Source organism: Streptomyces sp. NPDC002868, assembly GCF_055563295.1.
The window spans coordinates 105,274-125,112 of the sequence record NZ_JBVHDR010000006.1 but is presented as its reverse complement, the minus strand read 5'-3'; the positions used below and the strand labels follow the sequence as shown (position 1 = coordinate 125,112).

Genomic DNA, 19,839 nt, shown 5'->3' with positions numbered 1-19,839 from the left:
CAACTGCCGGTTGCAGTAAGGGGGAAGCGAATTTTCGAACATCCTTGCACCCCAGTTCAAGCGGTACAGACCTTCGACTTGCTCACAGGGCGTTCACATATCCTACAAAGCCCCCCGGTGCCCCGGTCGCGCAGTACCGTCGGAGCCCAGCCCCGGCCCGATTTCGGCCGCGACCGCCTCCGCGATCTGGGCGGAGTTCAGCGCCGCACCCTTGCGGAGATTGTCTCCGCACACGAACAGGTCCAGCGCACAGAGGTCGTCCGGTGCCCGACGCACCCGCCCCACCCATGTCGGATCCGTCCCCACCACATCCGCGGGCGTGGGGAAGTCGCCCGCCGCCGGATTGTCGTAGAGCACCACCCCGGGCGAGGTCGCCAGGATCTCGTGCGCCCGCTCCACCGTGACCTCGCTCTCGAAGCGCGCGTGCACCGCGAGGGAGTGCGTGGTGATCACCGGTACGCGTACGAACGTCGCCGCCACCCGCAGCCCCGGCAGACCCAGGATCTTGCGCGTCTCGGCCCGCAGCCCCAGTTCCTCGGAGGACCAGCCGCCGTCCTCCAACGTGCCGGACCAGGGCACCACATTGAGCGCCAGCGGCGCGTGGAAGGGCCCGAGATCGTCGCCCACGGCACGGCGTACGTCTCCGGGCCCGGCGCCCAGTTCCGTACCGGCGACCAGCGACAGCTGCGCCCGCAGCGCGGCGACGGCGTCCCGCCCGGCGCCACTGACGGCCTGGTAGGACGAGACGACCAGTTCGCGCAGTCCGAACTCGGCGTGCAGCGCCCCCACCGCCGGAATCATCGCCAGCGTCGTGCAGTGCGGACTCGCGATGATCCCGCGCGGACGGACCCGTACGGCATGGGGATTGGCCTCGGGGACAACGAGCGGAACATCCGGGTCCATCCGGAAAGCGGCCGAATTGTCCACAACCACCGCGCCCTTGGCCGCGGCGATCGGCGCCCACTGCGCGGACACCTCGTCCGGTACGAGGAACATCGCGACGTCGACACCCGTCAGGGCCTCTTCGCTCAGCGCGACGACTTCGCACTCCTCGCCGCGCACGGTCAGCTTGCGGCCGGCCAAGCGCGGCGAGGCGAGCAGTCGTATGTCGCCCCAGACGTCCGCGTGCTGCGACAGGATCTGGAGCATCACCGCTCCGACGGCTCCGGTCGCTCCGACAACCGCGAGCGCCGGCTTACGGGTCATCGCCCGGTGCCTCCGTAGACGACCGCCTCGTCGGAGTCACTGTCCAGGCCGAAGGCGGTGTGCACGGCGCGTACCGCCTCGTTGACGTCGTCGGCGCGGGTGACCACCGAGATGCGGATCTCCGAGGTGGAGATCAGCTCGATGTTCACGCCCGCGTCGGAGAGCGCCTCGAAGAAGGAGGCGGTGACGCCAGGGTTGGTCTTCATACCCGCGCCGACGAGCGAGATCTTGCCGATCTGGTCGTCGTAGCGCAGCGAGTCGAAGCCGATCGAGGCCTTCGCCTTCTCCAGGGCGTCGATGGCCTTGCGGCCGTCGGTCTTGGGGAGGGTGAAGGAGATGTCGGTCAGGGCGGTGGTGGCCGCCGAGACGTTCTGCACGACCATGTCGATGTTGATCTCGGCGTCCGCGATCGTGCGGAAGATGGCCGCGGCCTCGCCCGGCTTGTCCGGCACCCCGACGACCGTGACCTTCGCCTCGGAGACGTCGTGGGCGACTCCGGAGATGATCGCGTGCTCCATCTGCTGGTCCCCTTGCGGCTCGTTGCTGACCCAGGTGCCGCGGAGCCCGGAGAAGGACGAGCGGACGTGGATCGGAATGTTGTATCGGCGTGCGTACTCGACGCAGCGGTGCAGCAGCACCTTGGAGCCGGAGGCGGCGAGCTCCAGCATGTCCTCGAAGGCGATCCAGTCGATCTTCTGCGCCTTCTTCACGACCCGGGGGTCGGCGGTGAAGACGCCGTCGACGTCTGTGTAGATCTCACAGACCTCCGCGTCCAGCGCGGCGGCGAGGGCGACGGCGGTGGTGTCGGAGCCGCCGCGGCCGAGGGTGGTGATGTCCTTCTTGTCCTGGGACACACCCTGGAAGCCGGCGACGATGGCGATGTTGCCCTCGTCCAGCGCCGTACGGATCCGGCCCGGCGTCACATCGATGATGCGCGCTTTGTTGTGGACCGAGTCGGTGATGACGCCTGCCTGGCTGCCGGTGAACGACTGGGCCTCGTGGCCCAGGTTTTTGATCGCCATCGCCAGCAGGGCCATGGAGATCCGCTCTCCCGCGGTCAGCAGCATGTCGAATTCGCGCCCGGCAGGGATCGGGGATACCTGCTCGGCGAGATCGATCAGCTCGTCCGTCGTGTCGCCCATCGCGGATACCACGACGACCACCTGGTGGCCGTTCTTCTTGGCATCGACGATTCGCTTGGCGACGCGCTTGATGCCTTCGGCATCGGCAACGGAGGAGCCTCCGTACTTCTGCACGACAAGGCCCACGTGCGCTCCTCGCTCGGTTCTTACTGCAGTAGTCATTACTGCGGTCGGCTCAGTCTAACGAGCGGCCGCACTCCGGCCCGGTGCTATCACATCGTGAGATGTCCCGCTCACTCTGTGATCACCGGGAGGGGGGCACGGCCGCTCGGTGGACATGCCTGCCCCGGCGGATGCAGGGTACGCCGGGTGTGGGGCGGGTCACAGAACACGAGGCGGGTCACAGAACATGAGCGGCTCGGCTCAGTCCGCCTTGGGGCGCCACGACGCACTCTGCCGGACGGCCGCCAGCGAACCCCAGACCCACACCACCAGCGCCAGCACTCCGGCTCCCGCCGTGGCCGCGTACAGCATGGACCAGGACAGTTCGAAACTGAGACTGTCGGCGGCGCTGGTCAGCGGAGTGGCCAGCCAGACATGTGTGCCCAGGCCGACCACGCCGGCCAGTGCCAGCGGCAGCAGCAGCGTGAAGGCCGCCACGCTGAAGAAGATCGTCCGGCGTCCGGTGAGGACGCTCAGCGCGGACATGCGGCGGGCGAAGCGCAGGAACTCGGCCAGGTTTCCGACGGTGATGGAGGCCGCGATCACCAATACGCCCGCCGCTCCGAAGAAGAGCACCCAACGGCTCTGCAGGGCAAGGAGGTTGGCCCCGCTCAGCCAGCTGCTGCCGATCGTCCCGACTGCCGGTGATGTACCGAGGTGGGCATTGGCGATCGTTTTGATGCCGGGTACGGAGAGCTGCTTCCCGTCGGCGCCGACCAGCAGCAGTGTCTGGCTGGACGGGTCCTTCGGCAGCTCTTCGGCGACGCGCGCCTTGAGGCCGTTTCCGGCACCCATGGGGGTGTGCCAGTAGGCGAGCTCACTCACCCACGGGTCCAGGTGCCCGGGAGAGAGCGCCACGCTCCTGGGCGAGCAGGGGAGCTCCAGTTCGGTCAGCCCCCGGCATGAGCCCACGATCTCGGCTGTGCCCTTGTTGTGGTCGATGGCCAGCCACAGGGCGTTCGCGTCGGCGGGAAGCGCCCGGAGGAACGCCTGGGTCCTGGCCCGGTCCTCGGGCGTTTCCACGACCACGACGCTGCTGCCGACGCGGGCCTGCGTGGCGCGGGCTTCGGCGGCCGGTCCGCTGTTGCGGCTCTGCCAGAGCTGGACCTGGCCGATCAGGACGAAGGCGATGATGACGCCGGAAGTCAGCCGGGCCGTGGTGCCCGGCCAGGCAGCTGTCCAGCGGCCCGCGACCAGGGCGCCCGAGCGGCCGTACTTGTGGCCGGCGGCGGCGATCGCACGCCCGGCGGCGGCGCACAGCAGGGCCAGGAGTGAGGGAAGCGTGGCGACGGTACCGAGGACACCGACGGCGTAGACGAGCAGTCGGAGGCCGCCTCCGGGCGCGAGCTCGGGGCCGCGGACCGCGAGCAGCAGCATGAGCGGGCAGAGATAGGGCCACCAGCGGGGCAGCCGTGAAGAGGAAAGCCGCGGGCGCGTCGACCTGCCGCGCTTGTGCTGGGCGGGATGCATCAGGACGACAACGAGGAGTACGAGCAGGAAGGCCGGGATCGCCGAGCCCACGACGGCCCACGACCAGCCTCGGACGTCGGCCGCCGACAGCTCGTACGCGACACCGGGCAGTGTGATGTCGGTCAGCAGCGCGGGAACGGTCAGCAGCGCACCCAGCAACGCGCCGCAGGCGGCGGGCAGCAGAGCCTCACCGACGTTCAGCGCGCTGCGTACTCGCCATCCCCCGCCGAGCACGCCCAGCAGGGCGGTCCGCTGGTCGCGGGCGTCCGAGCCTGCACGGGCCGCGGCCACGGCCAGCGCGCCCACCGGCAGGATCAGCATGAAGAGCATCAGGACCAGCAGCATGTAAGGCGGCTTGACCGCGAGCATGTCGCCCAGCGCCGCCGGTTTCGCGGCCCCGTAGCCCGAGATCGGGTTCATCGCGGCACGGTCCAGCACACCGGCCGACGGGCGTACGTACGCCAGTCGCTCCCCCGGCGTCGCCAGCCCGGACTCGTCGATGGAACCGACGGCCTTGCCGTAACGGCCGGCAATGCCCTCGTCGGCTCCCGCTTCGAAGAGGGCGTCGGACAGCACGGCCTCACCGGGCGCGGGCCAGCGGGCGAGACCGGGCGGAAGGGGCGCGTCGTCCGTCAGTGGCTCGATGTAGACGACGGAGAACTGACGGTTCTCGACATCGTCGAACTTGTCCGACCAAAGGGCGCGCGCATCCGGGCCCTTGGCCGATTCAGTGAACTGCGGACTACGGGCCGCGGCGCGGGCGTCGCGGCCGTCGTAGGTGGCGAGTACCGCCGCCACGGCCGACAGCGCGAGCGTCATCGCCAGCGCCGCGCAGCCGAGTGCCAAATTGCGGACCCGGCTGGAGGTTCCCGAGCGGCCGGCGGCCCAGCCGATGCGGATCAACTGCCACCACAGCGAGCGGCCTTCGGAGCGCGCGCTCACAGCAGCTTCCCGTCCGACAGCGCGAGGGTGCGGTCCGCGCGTCCGGCCACCTCGGAGTCATGGGTGACCACGAGCAGCGCGCAGTCCCACCGGCTGGGCACGCTGAAGAGCAGGTCGGCCACGCTGTCGCGGTTCGCCGCATCCAGCGCACCCGTGGGCTCGTCCGCGAGAAGCAACTTGGGTTTGTTCACCAACGCCCTGGCCACAGCCGTACGCTGACGTTCACCGCCGGACAGGGTCGCGGTGGCCGCGTTCGACTCGGGCACACCCAGCTCGCGGAGCAGACCGGCGGCCTCCTCGTAGGCGGCACTCCGGGAAGCCCCGGAGAGCAGCGCGGCGAGCGCCACATTCTCCACCGGCGTCAACTCAGGGAGCAGCTCGCCGAATTGGAAGACCACGCCGACGTGCGACCGCCGGTGCTCGGCAAGCTGCCGCCTGCTCAGTGCGGAGAGCTCCGCCCCCGCGACCTTGACGCTGCCGTCATCGGGCTTCAACAGCCCCAGCGCGCAGGAGATGAGCGTGCTCTTCCCGCTTCCGCTGGGCCCCATGACGGACACCGACTCCCCGGCGCTCAGGCGCAGTTCGAGGCCGGACATGAGACTGCGGCCGCCGATCGAGTAGTTCAGGGCCGTCATCTCGAGCGCGGTGGGGTGATCAGTCATGTTCGTCCTCGCCATGGTTCCTCACTGGACAGAGGTGTGGGACCACCGCCGCGGACAGTGGTCCCACACCTGAGACGTGCTACGCGCTAAGAACTACGAGCGCCACGAGTCACAGCTGTCCGACTCCCAGTCGAGGGAGAGGCAGGCCTGGATCTTCTTGACCGTCGAGCCGGTCGGGCTGTACGCCTTCGTGCCGTTGCCGCTCTTGTTGTGCAGCGTCTTCATGTCGCTCGAGCTGGACGAACGGAAGTAGTTCACGTAGACGGAGTCACCGTCTGCCTTGGTGTCCTGGATCGCGACCTGGGTGTTCGTGCCGTGGCTCCACGCGTGGGCGCCGGTGGCGTACGAGTCGAGGTCCTTCGCCATGGCCGGCGAGCTGCCGATCACTGCGGCTGCGCCGATGAGAATCGCGGCGGTCCTGATGGCAATCTTGCGCTGCATGCGCAATCCCTTCCCCTGTTTGAACCCCGGCCGAATACGGCACAGGGCATGGGTAAGGGTGGCGCCCCCCTCGCCCGAACGGAGAGCGAGTGGTCACGCACTCCCCGTTGTTGTTGATCTTAAGCTCAAGATCGTATTCGGGCAAGCGTTCCCGTCAGGTGGCCGTACGCAGGCCCAGCGGGCCCGCGATCTCCTCCGACATGACCCTGCCGGCCTCCTCCGCCAGCGCCTCCTCGGTCAGATCCTCGTCCGTGTCCAGGCCGTCCAGCTCCTCCAGCGGCTGGTCCAGGCGGACATGGGAGACCAGCGACTGCAGGGCGCGCAGTGTCGCGGAGGCGGTCGGGCCCCAGTTGGAGAAGTACGAGAACTGCCACCACCACAGCGCCTCGCTGATGCGGCCCGCACGGTAGTGGGCCAGGCCGTGGCGCAGGTCGGTGACGATGTCCGCGAGATTGTCGGAGATCCGGGAGGCGACCGGGGCCTTGCGCGGCTCGTACGGGTCGAAGACCTCGGAGAAGACGTCGACCGGGTCGAGCAGCACGGCGAAGCGCTCGCGCAGGTCGTCGACGTCCACGTCGGGACCGGTGTCCGGTTCGTACCGCTCGTCCGGAATGATGTCTTCGTGCGCGCCCAGCCGGCCGCCCGTCAGCAGGAGTTGGGAGATCTCCAGCAGCAGGAAGGGCACCGCGCTGTCCGGCTCGTCGCCCTTCGCGACTTCCGTGGTCGCGACGATGAAGGACTCGATCGAGTCGGCGATCTGGACCGCGAAGCTGTCCGGGTCCTGATTGACGGCGTGCAGATTGGCGTCAGACATCGAGAAGTCGTCTCCCCTCGAAGGCACGCCCCAGCGTGACCTCGTCGGCGTATTCCAAGTCTCCCCCCACGGGCAGACCGCTGGCCAGCCGTGTGACCTTGAGTCCCATCGGCTTGATCATGCGCGCCAGATACGTGGCGGTGGCTTCGCCCTCCAGATTGGGGTCCGTGGCGATGATCAGCTCGGTGATCGTGCCGTCCGCGAGGCGGGCCAGCAGCTCACGGATCCGCAGGTCGTCGGGGCCGACGCCCTCGATGGGGCTGATGGCCCCGCCGAGTACGTGGTAGCGGCCCCGGAACTCCCGGGTCCGCTCGATCGCGACGACATCCTTGGGCTCCTCCACCACGCAGATGACCGACTGGTCGCGGCGCGGGTCACGGCAGATGTTGCACAGCTCCTGCTGCGCGACATTGCCGCACACCGCGCAGAAGCGGACCTTGTCCTTCACCTCGAGGAGGGCGTGAGCGAGGCGGCGGACGTCGGTCGGCTCGGCCTGGAGGATGTGGAAGGCGATCCGCTGCGCGCTCTTGGGACCGACGCCGGGCAGCCTGCCCAATTCGTCGATGAGGTCCTGAACCACGCCTTCGTACAACGGAATGCCTTCCTGTTCTCTGCTGGTACGTACGGTAGTTGGTACGCCTCGGTCCTAGAAGGGCAGGCCCGGCATGCCGCCCAGACCCTGCGCGAGCGGGCCGAGCTTTTGCTGCTGAAGCTGCTGCGCATTCTCGTTCGCGGCCTGGACGGCGGCGACGACGAGGTCCGCGAGGGTCTCGGTGTCCTCGGGGTCGACGGCCTTGGGGTCGATGACGAGGGCCCGCAGATCGCCGGAGCCGGTGACGGTGGCCTTCACCAGGCCGCCGCCCGCCTGACCCTCGACCTCGGTCTGCGCAAGCTCTTCCTGGGCCCGCGCGAGATCCTGCTGCATCTTCTGGGCCTGCTGGAGGAGCTCCTGCATATTGGGCTGGCCACCACCGGGAATCACGGTCACTCCTGGCATTTCGACGACGATTGTTCGGTAAGGCGAGCCTACGTGCTTGCCGGGCGCCATGCCCCACCCGGCGGGGACCAACTCTTTCGAGTGAGTGGACCGGGAAACCTCTACCTGATCAAGACCCTCGTGTGGGCGGAAATACCGGGATTTCCGGCGCACAGCCCACCATTCGGCGGTAGGAAGAGCGTTGCGCACCAGGATGCACGCGCGCACCGTACGTCACGCAGTGTCACGTCAGTCGTCACGTCGTAGAGGAGTGCCCCGGTGAGCCAGCCGGAGATGCAGCCCGGGGGGCCGGCCCGGGAGGAACGGGGCGAGGCGCCGCGCGGTGACCTGGCCGGGAGGCCGTTTCCGCTCGGCGACTGGGGTGAGCCGGCGGAGCGCCTCCACGAGCTGTACAGGTGGGTCGAACAGGACGCGCTGCGTACGGCGCGGTGGTATCTCGCGGACCGCGTGTGGAAGCGGCGTACGGCGCGGGTGCTGCGGCTCGGCACGGCCCTGGGGGTGATCGCCGGGGCGGCGCTCCCCCTGCTCGACCTGGCGGGCGTGCTGGACGGGGCGGCGGGGTGGGGGTACCTGTCGCTGCTGCTGGGGGCGGCGTGCCTGGCTTGCGACCGGTACTTCGGGCTGACGTCGGGCTGGATAAGGGACGTCGCGACGGCTCAGGCGGTGCAGCGCAGGCTGCTGGCGCTGCAGTTCGACTGGGCGTCGGAGAGCGTACGGGAAGTGCTGGGCCCGACGGAGGGCACGGCGAGCGAGGCGGCGGAGCGGTGTCTGGGGGTGCTGCGGCGGTTCTCGGAGGACGTCGCGGAGCTGGTGCGGTCGGAGACGGCTGACTGGGCGGGGGAGTTCCGGTCGGGTCCGGCGCCGTTGGTGATGCAGCCGACGAGGATGGGGATCGGCGGCGCGGGGGGCGCGGGGCGGGCGGACGGGGCGGGGGGGCCGGGGCGGGTGCCGTTGCCGCCGGGGACGCGGCCGAACATGCCGAGGCAGCGGCCTCCGGAGGCGCCGCGCTGAGGTGGGCGCGGTGTTTGCTCCCCCGGCCCGCGCCTTCCCGAACCGGGGCTCCGCCCCAGACCCTGTACGGCCTTGGGCCGTGTCCTCAATCTCCCCCAGACTTCGTCCGGGGGGACCCCCAACGGGCTTGATTTCCGCCGGTCAGCCTGAAAACTCAGGCCGACCGGCGGGAAATTCAAACCCCGCCGGCGTTGAGGGCGCGGTCCCGGGCGCGAAACCCAGCCCCGCCGGCGATTGAGGCGCGGGGTCCGGGGCTGAGCCCCGAAATAAGCCTCCCCGGGGCGGAGCCCCAGGGCTGTCACGCGGTTCGGCGGGACCTGAGTGCTCGGGTCAGGATCGGGGGGAGCAGGTCCTTCGCCAGGCGGCGGGTGCGGGAAGGGCGGGGCCGAGCCGCGGCAACGGGCGCCGGGGCGGGCTGAACAGGGGGGGCCGGCTCGGGCTCGGGCTCCGGCTTGTGGCGGGACTTCGGGTGCACCGGGGACTGAGCCTTGTTGCCCTTGATGCGGATCAGCGGGACCCCCGCCACCTCCTCCACCCCGTGCCACATGTCCGTACGCGTCTCCAGCCAGCTCAGCAGCGCCTCGCGCACCGGCCCCGGGTCGCCCCACGTGCCGTACAGCTTCGTGCCCGTGATCACGATCGGCTTCAGGCCCGTCGTCGCCACCGCGCCCCACACCGCCGCCGAGACGCCCGGGCAGTGCTCCGCGCGGAAGTCGTCGAAGGACACGATGCCCTCCGGCTGCAGCAGGGCCTTCGCCCCCTCGATGTCGCCGTGTACATGCTCGTACAGATGCGACGCGTCGACATGCACGAAACGGCAGCTACCCGCGCGGACCCGGGAGGTGATCACCGAGGTCGGGGCCTGCACCAGCGTGGGCAGCTCGTCGTGGAACGACAGATAGTTCGCCTCGAACGCGCGTCGCGTCAGCGTCGAGTACGACCGGTCCATCTCCGCGCTGTTGGGGTCGTCCGGCGCCTCGGAGTCCCAGAGGTCGCAGACCGTGAACTCCTCACCGTCCCGCAGATACTGCCCCGTGAAGATCGCGCTCTTGCCCAGGTACGCGCCGAGCTCCAGCAGGTCCCCCCGGCCGTCCGGTTCCGTGTCCCGCTGATGGCTCAGGAACCAGTCGAAGAGCAGCTGGTCAGCGGGCCAGAACCAGCCCTTCACGTCCGCGAAACGTGCCGGCCTGGGAAGCGCTTCGTCCGCGGTCTCGTCCGCGCTTTCCCCCGCGATCGTCGCCGCGGGGGACTGTGCCGAGGTACTCGTCTGTGACATGCACCGGTCCTACCGGACCGAGGTGTCACGCAGCTTAAGACCGCGCGTTCAGCAGATGTGCGTCGGATGTGCGGCAGCTGTGGGTCGGCAGTGGGTCAGCTGAAAATGATCATTGATCCCTGGCCGAGGCTCCGTGTCGCCGCCGCATGCAGCCCCAGCCACACATGCCGCTCCCGCGCGAACGGACTCTCGTCGTAGGGAATCGGCCCCGCCGGCTCCTCCAGCGAAGTCGGCCGGTCAGGCGGCTGCGGCGCCTCCGGCGGGTTCGCCGGGTCGATGCCGATCGACGGCGCGACATACTCCAGCTCCCGCAGCAGACCCTGCGTGGAGCCCAACGGGCCGCCTCCCGCCAGCAGTTCGTCGTTGAACAGCGGCGAGGTGAAGTCCACCGGGACATACGCCCCCGCGTGGTCGTAATGCCACACAAGGTGCGACTGCTGCGCCGTCGACTCGAACATCTCCAGCAACTGCTCGTAGTCGCCGCCCAGTTCGTCCACGGGAGTCACCGCGAGCCCGCACAGCTGCAGCAGATACGCGCGCCGCAGGAAGTGCAGCGCGTCGTAGTCGAAGCCCGCGACCGGGGCCACATCGCCCGACAGGCCCGGCATATAGGCGAAGACGGGGACCGTCGGCAGACCCGCGTCGGTGAGGGCCTTGTCGTAGGACGCGATCTCTTCTGCGAAGGGGTTGTCGGGGCTGTGGCACAGCACATCGACGAGTGGGACCAGCCACAGGTCACAGGCCAAGGGAAGGCTCGCTCTCCAAGGGGTACGAACGCTTTCGTGCGATGGTCGGGACAGCGTAGTGCCCCAGGTACATTCAGCGAAGGGTGCCGGTCAGCCCCGCACGCGCTCCGCCCCCACATCCCATACCCACATGCCGCCCACACGCTTGCCCGGCCGGCCGAGCAGTTTCTCCACCGTCTCATGCAGGGCCACGTCGTTGTACTGCGGCGCCAGCACCACCACACCCGCCCGCCACGCCGCCAGATCGCCGCGCGCCTGCGCCTGCCAGTTGGGGCCGATCACCGGGACCCGCCCGCTGCTGCGCACATCGTTGAAGAGGTTGGAGGTGTGCCGCGGCGTCGCGCCGTAGATGCCCATGCGCTCCGGGCCCCACGGCCCGTTGAAGTAGCCGCCGGCCACCGGGAAGTCGAGCCCGGTGGCCGACTGCCAGTGCAGGGCCTCCGCGTTGCCGGGGGAGGGCAGCGGCACCGTGACCACCGATTCGCCCTCGGAAAGATATGCGCTGTACATCCCTTCCGTGACGAACGCCGGGATCTCCGCACGCTCCCGCACCGGATACGGCGTCGGCAGCACAGGCAGCAGTGCCGCGGCCACCGCCGCCAGACCCACCGCCCGGTTCACCCGCTCCCGGGTGGCCAGCAGCCGGTCGACCGCCAGCGCGATCAGCACGCCCAGCACCGGGGCACAGATCAGCGCCACCCGCGACTCGATGACCGATTCGAACAGCGGCTGATGGGCCAGCGCCCGCCACGGGCCGGTGAGCACGATGTCGGTGTACGGGATGCGGAACTTCGGGCCGAGCGAGAGGAACGCCGCCGCCACCCCCGTAAAGGCAAGCGCCTTGACCAGCGCAACCCGCCACAGCCGCACCACGATCGCCGCCGCCAGCGCGATCAGTGGCCAGCCGAAGAAAGCGTTCTGCTCGGTGCGGTTGAACGCCAGCGGGTCCGCGCTCTCGTCCGATCCCATCAGCGAGCGGCCCGCGAAGTCCAGGAAGGCGAGCGGGCTGTTGCCCATGTTGTCGCCGTGCAGCACGCTCGTATAGCTCTGCGGGCCGAAGAACTGCCAGCCCAGCGGGAAGGCGACCAGCGGCAGACAGACGCCCGCGGCGACGGCGAGCCCGCGCAGCAGCGGCCGCCAGGCCGTCCGCGCCACATCGCGGCGCACGAGCGCGTACGAGAGCGCGAAGAGCAGCATGCCCATCGACGCGAGCAGCAGCGGCTCCTCGCCGAGAAAGATCTGATACGTCGCGAACAGGCCGAGGAGCACCCCGTCGCGTACGACATTGCGCCCCTCGCACAGCCGCAGCGCCCGGTCGATGATCACCGGAATCATGAACAGCACAAGGAAGTTGGGGTGCGCGTTGCCGTGCGAGATCATCGGCGGCGCGAAGGCGGCGAAGGCGCCGCCGAGCGCGGCCGCCCACCGGTTCGTCGTCAGCCGCCGGGCGATCAGCCAGTACCAGGCCGTCGCCGTCGCCGTCAGTCCCAGCGTGAGCACCAGCGCCCAGGTGACGGTCGGGCCCAACAGCAGCGTGACGGGCGTGAGCGGGACGGAGAGCCCGAGCATGACGGTGTTCGCCATCAGATTCACGCCGTCGGGATACCCCTGCAAGGTCGTGAACAGGGGGTTCCGCAGATGCACGACATTGTCGGCGGTGACCGCGAAGAACCACTCCCACTGGTTCTGGTCCGAGCCCGCGTCGGCGAGGTAGCCGCGATCGAGGTCGGTCCACAGCCCCTTGTAGAGCAGTACGGAAGCGAGCAGGAAGAGGCCGGTGACGGCGAGGTCGACGGGACGTACGGCACGTGCCCGCAGCCTGACGAGTTCCAGCAGCACCTTGCCGTAGTCCAGCGGTCTGACCTTGGAGCCCGCCTGGTGCGACCAGCGCACCGGGACCTCCGTGACCGGCCAGCCCTCGCGCCGGAAGAACCGCAGTATCTCGACGTCGATCCCCCACCCGTCGAGCCGCGAGTCGGCGAAAGCCGCGCGCGCCTTGTCGCCGTCGAAGAGTTTGAAGCCGCACTGGGTGTCGTGGATGCCGGGCACCGCGACGGCGCGTATGAGGCGGTTGCCCATCCGGCCGAGCCATTCCCGCGAACGCCGCTGGTGCACCTCGATACGGGAGTCGGGGTGCGCGCGCGAGCCGATCGCCGCCGCGCCGTCCTCCGCCGCGAGCTGCTTGTCGAGGCGGTCGAGCTCCTCGATGGGCGTCGCGAGGTCGGCGTCGGTGATCAGGACGCGTCGGCCGTACGAGGCGAGCACGCCCAGGCGCAGGGCGCTGCCCTTGCCGTGGTTGCCGTCGCCGGAGACGACCTGGATGCGCGGCTCCTCGGCCGCGGCAGCCTTTGCGATCTTGGCGGTGCCGTCGGTGGAGCCGTCGTCGACGACGATCAGCTCCCAGTCGCCCCAGCGGCCCGGCTCCCCCCGCAGATGCGCGCAGATGGCGTCAAGGGTGGGACCCAGCCGCTCTTCCTCGTTGTACGCCGGGACGACAACGCTCAGATCCACGCTCACCGCTCCAGTCGATCCGCCCAGGCGAGCCCATGGTCATTGTACGAGTCGATGACCATGCGCGCTTTGTCGGCGTCGCCGAGCGCGACGGCGTCCACCAGGTCCTCGTGGCCGCTCCACAGCCAGTCCCGCAGCTCGGGGTCGGCGCGCAGATAGGGGACGGCGAACACCCAGGCCTGGACGCGCAGCCGGTGCAGGAAGTCGGATATGTAGCGATTGGCGACGACCGCGCTGAGCTCGCGCCAGAAGCGCAGGTCGTAGCCGATGAGTATGTCCAGGTCCCCGCTGCGGGCCGCGCGGGCGGCCTCCTCGGCCCGGCGGCGTACGGACACGAGTGCCTTGCCGTGGACGCCGGGGCCGCGCTTGGGGCGGCGCTTGGCGATGTGACGGAAGACACCGTCCACGATCAGGGAGCGGGCCTCGATCATGCCGCGGTAGTCCTCGACCGAGAACTGGTGCACCTTGAAGCCCCGGTGCTCGTCGGAGTCGAGCAGTCCCTGGGCGGAGAGGTCCACGAGGGCTTCGCGGACGGGCGTCGCGGAAACGCCGTACTGCTCGGCGATCTGCTTGACGGTGAACTCCTGTCCGGGCTGCAGACGCCCCGCCAGAACCTCGTCACGCAGCGCGTCCGCGATCTGTCGCCGCAGGGTGTTGCGGGTGACAGCGGTACTGCTGTCGGTACCGCGCATCGTGGCCTTCTCCTTCGCCGGGGGGTCCCGGACACGATAGGCCAGAGGTTACGAACCGGGTGAGGGGCATACGGATTGGACGGCGCGGGCGCGGCTGTGGCCTTGAACACGGCGACGGCCGCGGCGACCTGGGCCGTGGCCGCTACTGTGGCGGCCATGGCTCATGTCTTCGAGCCGGCCACCGGCGACAGCGAGGTTCTGCGCGACCGCGACCGGGCCGCAGAGGTGCGGACCGCGTTCGACGGCCTGCTCCAGATCCGCCGCGTCACCGGCACCGCCCCCGCCGCCTGGGAGCTCAACCAGATGGTGCGCGCGGTCGCCCTGTCCCTGGAGGCCGCGGGCATCCCGCCGTCTGCCCTGGACGCCTCGGGCACCCGGACGGCGACGGGCTATCGCGTACGCGCCGCCGACAGCCCGCGCATGGTCTGCGTGGACTGGCTGGGCCCGCCGGGCAGCGGCGCGCCCCAGGAGGAGGAGACGAAGCTCACGGAGTGCGCCTCCAAGCTGACGGCCCTGGGCTGGGAGGCACTGCTGTACCGCGGCCCCCGCAACCGCCGCTTCCTGGAGGTGGAACCGGCAGGCTCAAGCCCGTCCGGCCGTTGAGGACAAGGTTGAAGACAAAACTGCCGCCGGACGGCCCCGGCCATCCTTGCTGGGCGAGACCTGCGCGCGAAACGTCTGGCGGTACGTCATCGGCGACACCCCAGTGGTCGCCGCCATGTGCTGCCGCAGCGACGCCGCCGTCCCGAACCCCGCCTCCCCCGCGACCCGGTCCACCGGCCAGTCCGTCGTCTCCAGCAGCCTGCGCGCATGCTCGACGCGCTGCTGCGTCAGCCACTGCCCCGGCGTCATCCCCACCTCGTCCCGGAACCGCCGCGAGAACGTCCGCACGCTCATCCGCGCATGCGCGGCCAACTCCCCGAGCGTGAGCGGCCGTCCGAGCTCCCCGAGCGCCCAGGCACGGGTCGCCGCCGTGGTCGCCGCCGACGGCTCCGGCACCGGGCGGTCGATGAACTGCGCCTGGCCGCCCTCCCGCCACGGCGGTACGACGCACAGCCGCGCCACCCGGTTGGCGACCTCGCTGCCGTGGTCGCGGCGTACGAGATGCAGGCACAGGTCGACGCCCGCGGCGACACCCGCCGCGGTGAGCACATCGCCGTCGTCGACGAACAGCACGCCCGGATCGACCTTGACCTGCGGGAACATCCGCTGGAAGCGCGCGGCCTCGTTCCAGTGCGTGGTCGCCGGGCGGCCGTCGAGGAACCCGGCGGCGGCGAGGACGTACGAGGCGGTGCAGATCGACACCATCCGGGTGCCGGGCCGCAGCCGGGCGAACGCCTCTGCGAGCGGTTCGGGCAGCCAGTCCCGCTGCTCGTCAGGGCCACAGGCGAAGGGCGGGATCACCAGGGTGTCCGCGGTCGCCAGCACGTCGGCCGCGTGGGCGACGGTGACGGAGAAGTCGGCGCTGGTGCGGATGGGACCGCCGTCGAGGCTGCAGGTGATCACCTCGTAGAGCCGCTCGCCGTCCGCTCCCTCCACGGTGTCGAAGATCCGGACGGGAATGGTCATTTCGAAGGGATAGACGCCGTCGAGCGCGAGTACAACGACACGATGCATGGCCAGATCCTTGCACACCCTGACCATCCGGCCACTCGAAGGGCGTGGTCGTCTCCCGCAGGGTTGTCCGTACACACCGACAGACAACCCCAAGGAGCTGGGACCATGCGCGCCATCGGCCAGGACACCCTCGGCGGACCCGAAGTCCTCAAAGTCGTCGAGATCGACAGACCCGAGCCCGGGTTCTCCGAGGTCCTCGTCCGGGTGCACGCGGCCGGCGTCAACCCGACCGACTGGTGGCACCGTTCGACCGGCGGCCTGCTGGGCGAGCAGCCGATCCCGCTCGGCTGGGACGTCTCGGGCGTGGTGGAGGAAGTCGGCCTGGGCGTGACGATGTACCGGCCGGGCGACGAGGTGTTCGGCATGCCGCGGCTGCCCCAACCGGGGGGCACATACGCGGAGTTCATCACCTCGCCCTCGCGCCATCTGGCTCACAAGCCCGCCGGGATCTCCCACGTGGAGGCCGCCGCGCTCCCCCTCGCCGGGCTCACCGCCTGGCAGTCCCTGGTGGACACCGCCGATGTACGCCCCGGTCAGCGGGTCCTCGTCCACGCGGCGGCGGGCGGGGTCGGCCATCTCGCCGTCCAGATCGCGAAGGCCCACGGCGCGTATGTCATCGGCACGGCGCGCTCGCCCAAGCACGACTTCCTGCGCGGCCTCGGCGCGGACGAGGTCATCGACTACACGCAGACCGACTTCGTCACGGCCGCCCACGACATCGACGTCGTACTCGACACGATCGGCGGCGAGTACGGTCCGCGCTCGCTGCGGACTCTGCGCCCGGGCGGCATCGTCGTCTCGATCGCGTCCCCGGCCGAGGCGTCGCTGGCGGCCGTGGCCGAACAGCAGGGCCTGCGCGCCGGGTTCACCATGGTGGAGCCCGACAACGGCGGTCTAAAGGAGATCGCGGCGCTGATCGAGGCGGGGAAGCTACGCGTGCACGTCGACACGGTGCTGCCGCTGGAAGAGGCGGGGAAGGCACACGAGATCGGCGAGGCGGGCCGTACGACCGGCAAGATCGTCCTCACGGTGGCGTAGCTGTTCCCCAGCCCGCCCCTTCCCGAACCGGGGGCAAGCCCCCAGACCCCGTACGCGCTTCGCGCGTGTCCTCAATCGCCGGACGGGCTCCAATGGAGCCCGTCCGGCAAATTGAGGAGCGGTCCCGGACGCGAAATCAAGCCTCTCCGGCGTTTGAGGAGCGGGGCCCGGGGCGGAGCCCCGAAACAAGCCTCGCCGGCGTTTGAGTCGCGGGGGCCGGGGCGGAGCCCCGAAAACCAGCCCCGCCGGCGATTGAGGCGCGGGGTCCGGGGGCGGAGCCCCGGCCGAGCTACGCCGCGTGCTCGTCGGCGACCGACAGCGCCGCGTCCAGCGCCGCCAGGCCCTCCTTCGCCTCCGCCTCGGTGACATTGCAGGGCGGCACCGTGTGCGTACGGTTCATGTTGACGAAGGGCCACAGGCCGTTCTTCTTGCACGCGGCCGCAAACGCGGCCATCGGGGCGTTCGCCGCGCCCGTCGCGTTGTACGGCACCAGCGGCTCGCGCGTCTCCCGGTCCTTGACCAGGTCCAGCGCCCAGAACACGCCCGTGCCGCGCACCTCGCCGACGCTCGGGTGCCGCTCGGCGAGCTCCCGCAGGCCCGGGCCGAGCACCGTCTCACCGATGTGGGCCGCGTTCTCGACGACCTTCTCCTCCGCCATCACGTTGATCGTGGCGACGGCGGCGGCGCAGGCGAGGGGGTGGCCGGAGTAGGTGAGTCCGCCCGGGTAGGGGCGGGTCTCGAAGGTCGCGGCGATCTTCTGACTGATCGCGACGCCGCCGAGGGGCACGTAACCGGAGTTGACGCCCTTGGCGAAGGTCAGCAGGTCGGGCGCCACATCGAAGTGTTCGGCGGCGAACCACTTGCCGGTGCGCCCGAAGCCCGCCATGACCTCGTCGAGTACGAAGACAATCCCGTACCGGTCGCAGATCTCGCGTACGCCCGCGAGGTAGCCGGGCGGCGGCGTCATGATCCCGGCGGTCCCGGGGATCGTCTCCAGGATGATCGCGGCGATGGTCGCCGGACCTTCGAAGGCGATGGTGTCCTCCAGGTGCCGGAGCGCGCGCTCGCACTCCTCGGCCTCGGTCGTCGCGTAGAACGGCGAGCGGTAGAGGAACGGCCCCCAGAAGTGCACGACGCCGGAGGTGCCGTTGTCGGAGGCCCAGCGGCGCGGGTCGCCGGTGACGTTGACCGCGGTGGCGGTGCCGCCGTGGTACGAGCGGTAGGTGCTCAGGACCTTCGGACGGCCCGTGTGCAGACGGGCCATCCGGATGGCGTGCTCGATGGCCTCGGCGCCGCCGTTGGTGAAGAAGATCTTGTCGAGGTCGCCGGGGGTGCGCTCGGCGATGAGACGTGCGGCCTCGGAACGCGCCTCGACGGCGAACGCGGGCGCGAAGGTGGTGAGCCTGCCGGCCTGCTCCTGGATCGCGGCGACGACCTTGGGGTGCTGGTAGCCGATGTTGGTGTAGACGAGGCCGCTGGTGAAGTCGAGATAGCGGTTCCCGTCGTAGTCCCAGAAGTACGAGCCCTCGGCACCGGCGACGGCGAGCGGGTCGATCAGGCCCTGGGCGGACCAGGAATGAAACACATGCGCACGGTCTGCGGCCTTCACGGCAGCGCCGGCCTGGGGGTCGGGATGAGGGGTCATGGGCTTCAGGGTAGAGACGCGCAGCTGGGGGCGGACATGGCCACGGTGTATGGCTTGGGCCACTTTGCTGGGCAGGTTGTCGGGTGGGGAGCCCCGTGAGCCCACCCAGGGATATTGACAGCATGCTGTCGACACGACAGACTGCTGTCATCCAACCGGGAGGCCACCATGAACCGCACCGTTCATCTCGCCGTCTACAACACCTACGCCGACTGGGAGACCGGCCACACCACCGCCCACCTCACCCAGAACGGCTTCGCGGTCAAGACCGTCGGCCCCACCACCGACCCCGTCACCACCATGGGCGGCATCCGCATCCAGCCCGACCTCGCGCTCACCGATCTCCGCCCCGAGGACAGCGCTCTCCTCATCCTCACCGGCGCGAACCTCTGGGACACCGGCGACGACCTCGCCCCCTTCGCCGGCAAGGCGCGCGAGTTCCTCGATGCCGGGGTGCCCGTCGCCGCCATCTGCGGGGCCACCGCCGGGCTCGCCCGCGAGGGGCTGCTCGACGATCGCGAGCACACCAGCGCCGTCTCCTTCTACCTCGACGCCACCGGCTACAAGGGCGGTGAGCACTACCGCGACACGGACGCCGTCACCGACGGCGACCTGATCACCGCGGGACCCACCGAGCCCGTCGCCTTCGCCCGCGAGGTCTTCGCTCGGCTCGGTGTGTACGAGGGCGAGAAGCTGGACGCCTGGTACCGGCTCTTCCACGACTCGGACGCCTCCGCGTACGAGATCCTCGAAGGATGACTCGGAGCATGAGCCGTCCCGAGACCCACCCGCAGGAGCTGCTCACCCGGACGGCGCTGGGCGTCTTCCGGCTGAACGGCCAATTCCTGACCGTCTCCGACGAGTTGGCGAGGGAGGCCGGACTGACCGCGGCCCGGTGGCAGGTACTCGGAGCCGTGCTGCGCGAGCCCCAGACCGTCGCCGGCATCGCCCGGACGATGGGGATCACCCGCCAGAGCGTGCAGCGCATCGCCGACATCATGGTCGAGCAGGGCCTCGCGGCGTACGGCCCCAACCCGGCCCACCGCCGGGCCAAGCTGCTCCACGCCACCGACGAGGGGCGCGCGGCGATCGGGAAGATCGACCCCGGTCATGCGTGGCTGGCCGGCCGCCTCGAATCCGCCCTCGGCACCGAGCAGTTCGCCGAGACGGTCAGAGTCCTGGAGCAGTTGTCCAAGGCCCTGGACACCATCAGCGGCGAGGAGTCCCCGGAAAGAAGTCCGCGCTCGTGACGTAGTCCATCGCCTTTGTGAACGCCGGGTCCCCAAGCCGCCGTTCCATCTCCTCCTCGTTCACATCCTCGATATGCGTCTGGATCCAGTACAGGTTCCCGAACGGTCCCGCACCCGTGACGCTGGTGCAGCCCTCGGGAACCGGCTTGACGGCCATGACAGTCTCCTCGCGTACGGGGGTCGGGCTCGTAGGGCCGACGGTAGGCGGCGAGTAGGT

Annotated in this window: 20 protein-coding genes; 5 read left to right on the top strand and 15 right to left on the bottom strand. The window is 70.0% G+C overall.

Features of this window, described 5'->3' with window-relative positions:
• Positions 1–102: 102 nt before the first annotated feature.
• The 8 genes from ACZ3H8_RS19725 to ACZ3H8_RS19690 form a co-directional block, all read right to left on the bottom strand.
• Entirely contained in the window at positions 103–1,206 is a 1,104-nt protein-coding gene (locus ACZ3H8_RS19725) for an aspartate-semialdehyde dehydrogenase (protein WP_467403493.1), read from the bottom strand.
• A complete protein-coding gene (locus ACZ3H8_RS19720) occupies positions 1,203–2,474 on the bottom strand; it encodes an aspartate kinase (RefSeq protein ID WP_356230223.1) in 1,272 nt (423 codons plus the stop codon). The genes ACZ3H8_RS19725 and ACZ3H8_RS19720 overlap by 4 nt, the downstream gene beginning before the upstream one ends.
• A gap of 237 nt (positions 2,475–2,711) precedes the next feature.
• Positions 2,712–4,922 carry an ABC transporter permease gene (locus tag ACZ3H8_RS19715; RefSeq protein WP_467403490.1) on the bottom strand — a complete coding sequence of 737 codons (2,211 nt, stop codon included), beginning with the start codon at positions 4,920–4,922 and terminating at the stop codon, positions 2,712–2,714.
• A complete protein-coding gene (locus ACZ3H8_RS19710) occupies positions 4,919–5,584 on the bottom strand; it encodes an ABC transporter ATP-binding protein (protein ID WP_467403488.1) in 666 nt (221 codons plus the stop codon). Before ACZ3H8_RS19710 ends, ACZ3H8_RS19715 begins: the two co-directional genes overlap by 4 nt.
• A gap of 93 nt (positions 5,585–5,677) precedes the next feature.
• Entirely contained in the window at positions 5,678–6,025 is a 348-nt protein-coding gene (locus tag ACZ3H8_RS19705) for a hypothetical protein (RefSeq protein WP_398990622.1), read from the bottom strand.
• 154 nt (positions 6,026–6,179) lie between these two features.
• Entirely contained in the window at positions 6,180–6,839 is a 660-nt protein-coding gene (locus ACZ3H8_RS19700) for a DUF5063 domain-containing protein (RefSeq protein WP_467403485.1), read from the bottom strand.
• Positions 6,832–7,431, bottom strand: a complete 600-nt coding sequence (gene recR, locus ACZ3H8_RS19695; RefSeq protein ID WP_389187619.1) for a recombination mediator RecR — start codon at positions 7,429–7,431, stop codon at positions 6,832–6,834. The genes ACZ3H8_RS19700 and recR overlap by 8 nt, the downstream gene beginning before the upstream one ends.
• A 54-nt stretch (positions 7,432–7,485) precedes the next feature.
• Positions 7,486–7,821 carry a YbaB/EbfC family nucleoid-associated protein gene (locus ACZ3H8_RS19690; RefSeq protein WP_215097232.1) on the bottom strand — a complete coding sequence of 112 codons (336 nt, stop codon included), beginning with the start codon at positions 7,819–7,821 and terminating at the stop codon, positions 7,486–7,488.
• Positions 7,822–8,094: 273 nt separating this feature from the next.
• Between ACZ3H8_RS19690 and ACZ3H8_RS19685 the strand changes: the two genes are divergently transcribed.
• Positions 8,095–8,847, top strand: a complete 753-nt coding sequence (locus ACZ3H8_RS19685) for an SLATT domain-containing protein (protein WP_467403484.1) — start codon at positions 8,095–8,097, stop codon at positions 8,845–8,847.
• A 298-nt stretch (positions 8,848–9,145) separates the two neighbouring features.
• Here the strand turns inward: ACZ3H8_RS19685 and ACZ3H8_RS19680 are convergent, their stop codons facing one another.
• From ACZ3H8_RS19680 to ACZ3H8_RS19665, 4 genes are all read right to left on the bottom strand, one after another.
• On the bottom strand, positions 9,146–10,123 hold the full coding sequence (locus tag ACZ3H8_RS19680; protein WP_467403481.1) for a class I SAM-dependent methyltransferase: 978 nt from the start codon (positions 10,121–10,123) through the stop codon (positions 9,146–9,148).
• A gap of 95 nt (positions 10,124–10,218) precedes the next feature.
• A complete protein-coding gene (locus tag ACZ3H8_RS19675; RefSeq protein ID WP_215097229.1) occupies positions 10,219–10,869 on the bottom strand; it encodes a hypothetical protein in 651 nt (216 codons plus the stop codon).
• Positions 10,870–10,959: 90 nt separating this feature from the next.
• Positions 10,960–13,386 carry a dolichyl-phosphate beta-glucosyltransferase gene (locus ACZ3H8_RS19670; RefSeq protein ID WP_467403478.1) on the bottom strand — a complete coding sequence of 809 codons (2,427 nt, stop codon included), beginning with the start codon at positions 13,384–13,386 and terminating at the stop codon, positions 10,960–10,962.
• Entirely contained in the window at positions 13,383–14,072 is a 690-nt protein-coding gene (locus ACZ3H8_RS19665; RefSeq protein ID WP_467403477.1) for a GntR family transcriptional regulator, read from the bottom strand. Before ACZ3H8_RS19665 ends, ACZ3H8_RS19670 begins: the two co-directional genes overlap by 4 nt.
• Positions 14,073–14,228: 156 nt before the next feature.
• On the opposite strand from ACZ3H8_RS19665, the gene ACZ3H8_RS19660 reads away from it, so the two are divergent.
• The gene (locus ACZ3H8_RS19660) at positions 14,229–14,675 is read left to right on the top strand and encodes a hypothetical protein (protein WP_467403474.1); all 447 of its coding nucleotides are present in this window, start codon (positions 14,229–14,231) and stop codon (positions 14,673–14,675) included.
• Here the strand turns inward: ACZ3H8_RS19660 and ACZ3H8_RS19655 are convergent.
• Positions 14,655–15,689, bottom strand: coding sequence for a GlxA family transcriptional regulator (locus tag ACZ3H8_RS19655; RefSeq protein WP_467403472.1), 1,035 nt, complete (start codon positions 15,687–15,689; stop codon positions 14,655–14,657). The two genes, ACZ3H8_RS19660 and ACZ3H8_RS19655, sit on opposite strands and share 21 nt — an antisense overlap.
• A gap of 105 nt (positions 15,690–15,794) precedes the next feature.
• Here ACZ3H8_RS19655 and ACZ3H8_RS19650 point away from each other — a divergent pair, with 105 nt between their 5' ends.
• Positions 15,795–16,727, top strand: coding sequence for an NADP-dependent oxidoreductase (locus ACZ3H8_RS19650; protein ID WP_467403470.1), 933 nt, complete (start codon positions 15,795–15,797; stop codon positions 16,725–16,727).
• Positions 16,728–17,016: 289 nt separating this feature from the next.
• On the opposite strand, the gene ACZ3H8_RS19645 is transcribed toward ACZ3H8_RS19650, so the two are convergent.
• Entirely contained in the window at positions 17,017–18,372 is a 1,356-nt protein-coding gene (locus ACZ3H8_RS19645) for an aminotransferase class III-fold pyridoxal phosphate-dependent enzyme (protein ID WP_467403468.1), read from the bottom strand.
• 168 nt (positions 18,373–18,540) lie between these two features.
• Here ACZ3H8_RS19645 and ACZ3H8_RS19640 point away from each other — a divergent pair, with 168 nt between their 5' ends.
• Positions 18,541–19,131, top strand: coding sequence for a type 1 glutamine amidotransferase family protein (locus tag ACZ3H8_RS19640; protein ID WP_467403465.1), 591 nt, complete (start codon positions 18,541–18,543; stop codon positions 19,129–19,131).
• An 8-nt stretch (positions 19,132–19,139) separates the two neighbouring features.
• Positions 19,140–19,622 carry a MarR family winged helix-turn-helix transcriptional regulator gene (locus ACZ3H8_RS19635; RefSeq protein ID WP_467403463.1) on the top strand — a complete coding sequence of 161 codons (483 nt, stop codon included), beginning with the start codon at positions 19,140–19,142 and terminating at the stop codon, positions 19,620–19,622.
• On the opposite strand, the gene ACZ3H8_RS19630 is transcribed toward ACZ3H8_RS19635, so the two are convergent.
• A complete protein-coding gene (locus ACZ3H8_RS19630; protein ID WP_467403462.1) occupies positions 19,582–19,779 on the bottom strand; it encodes a hypothetical protein in 198 nt (65 codons plus the stop codon). The two genes, ACZ3H8_RS19635 and ACZ3H8_RS19630, sit on opposite strands and share 41 nt — an antisense overlap.
• Positions 19,780–19,839: the final 60 nt, after the last annotated feature.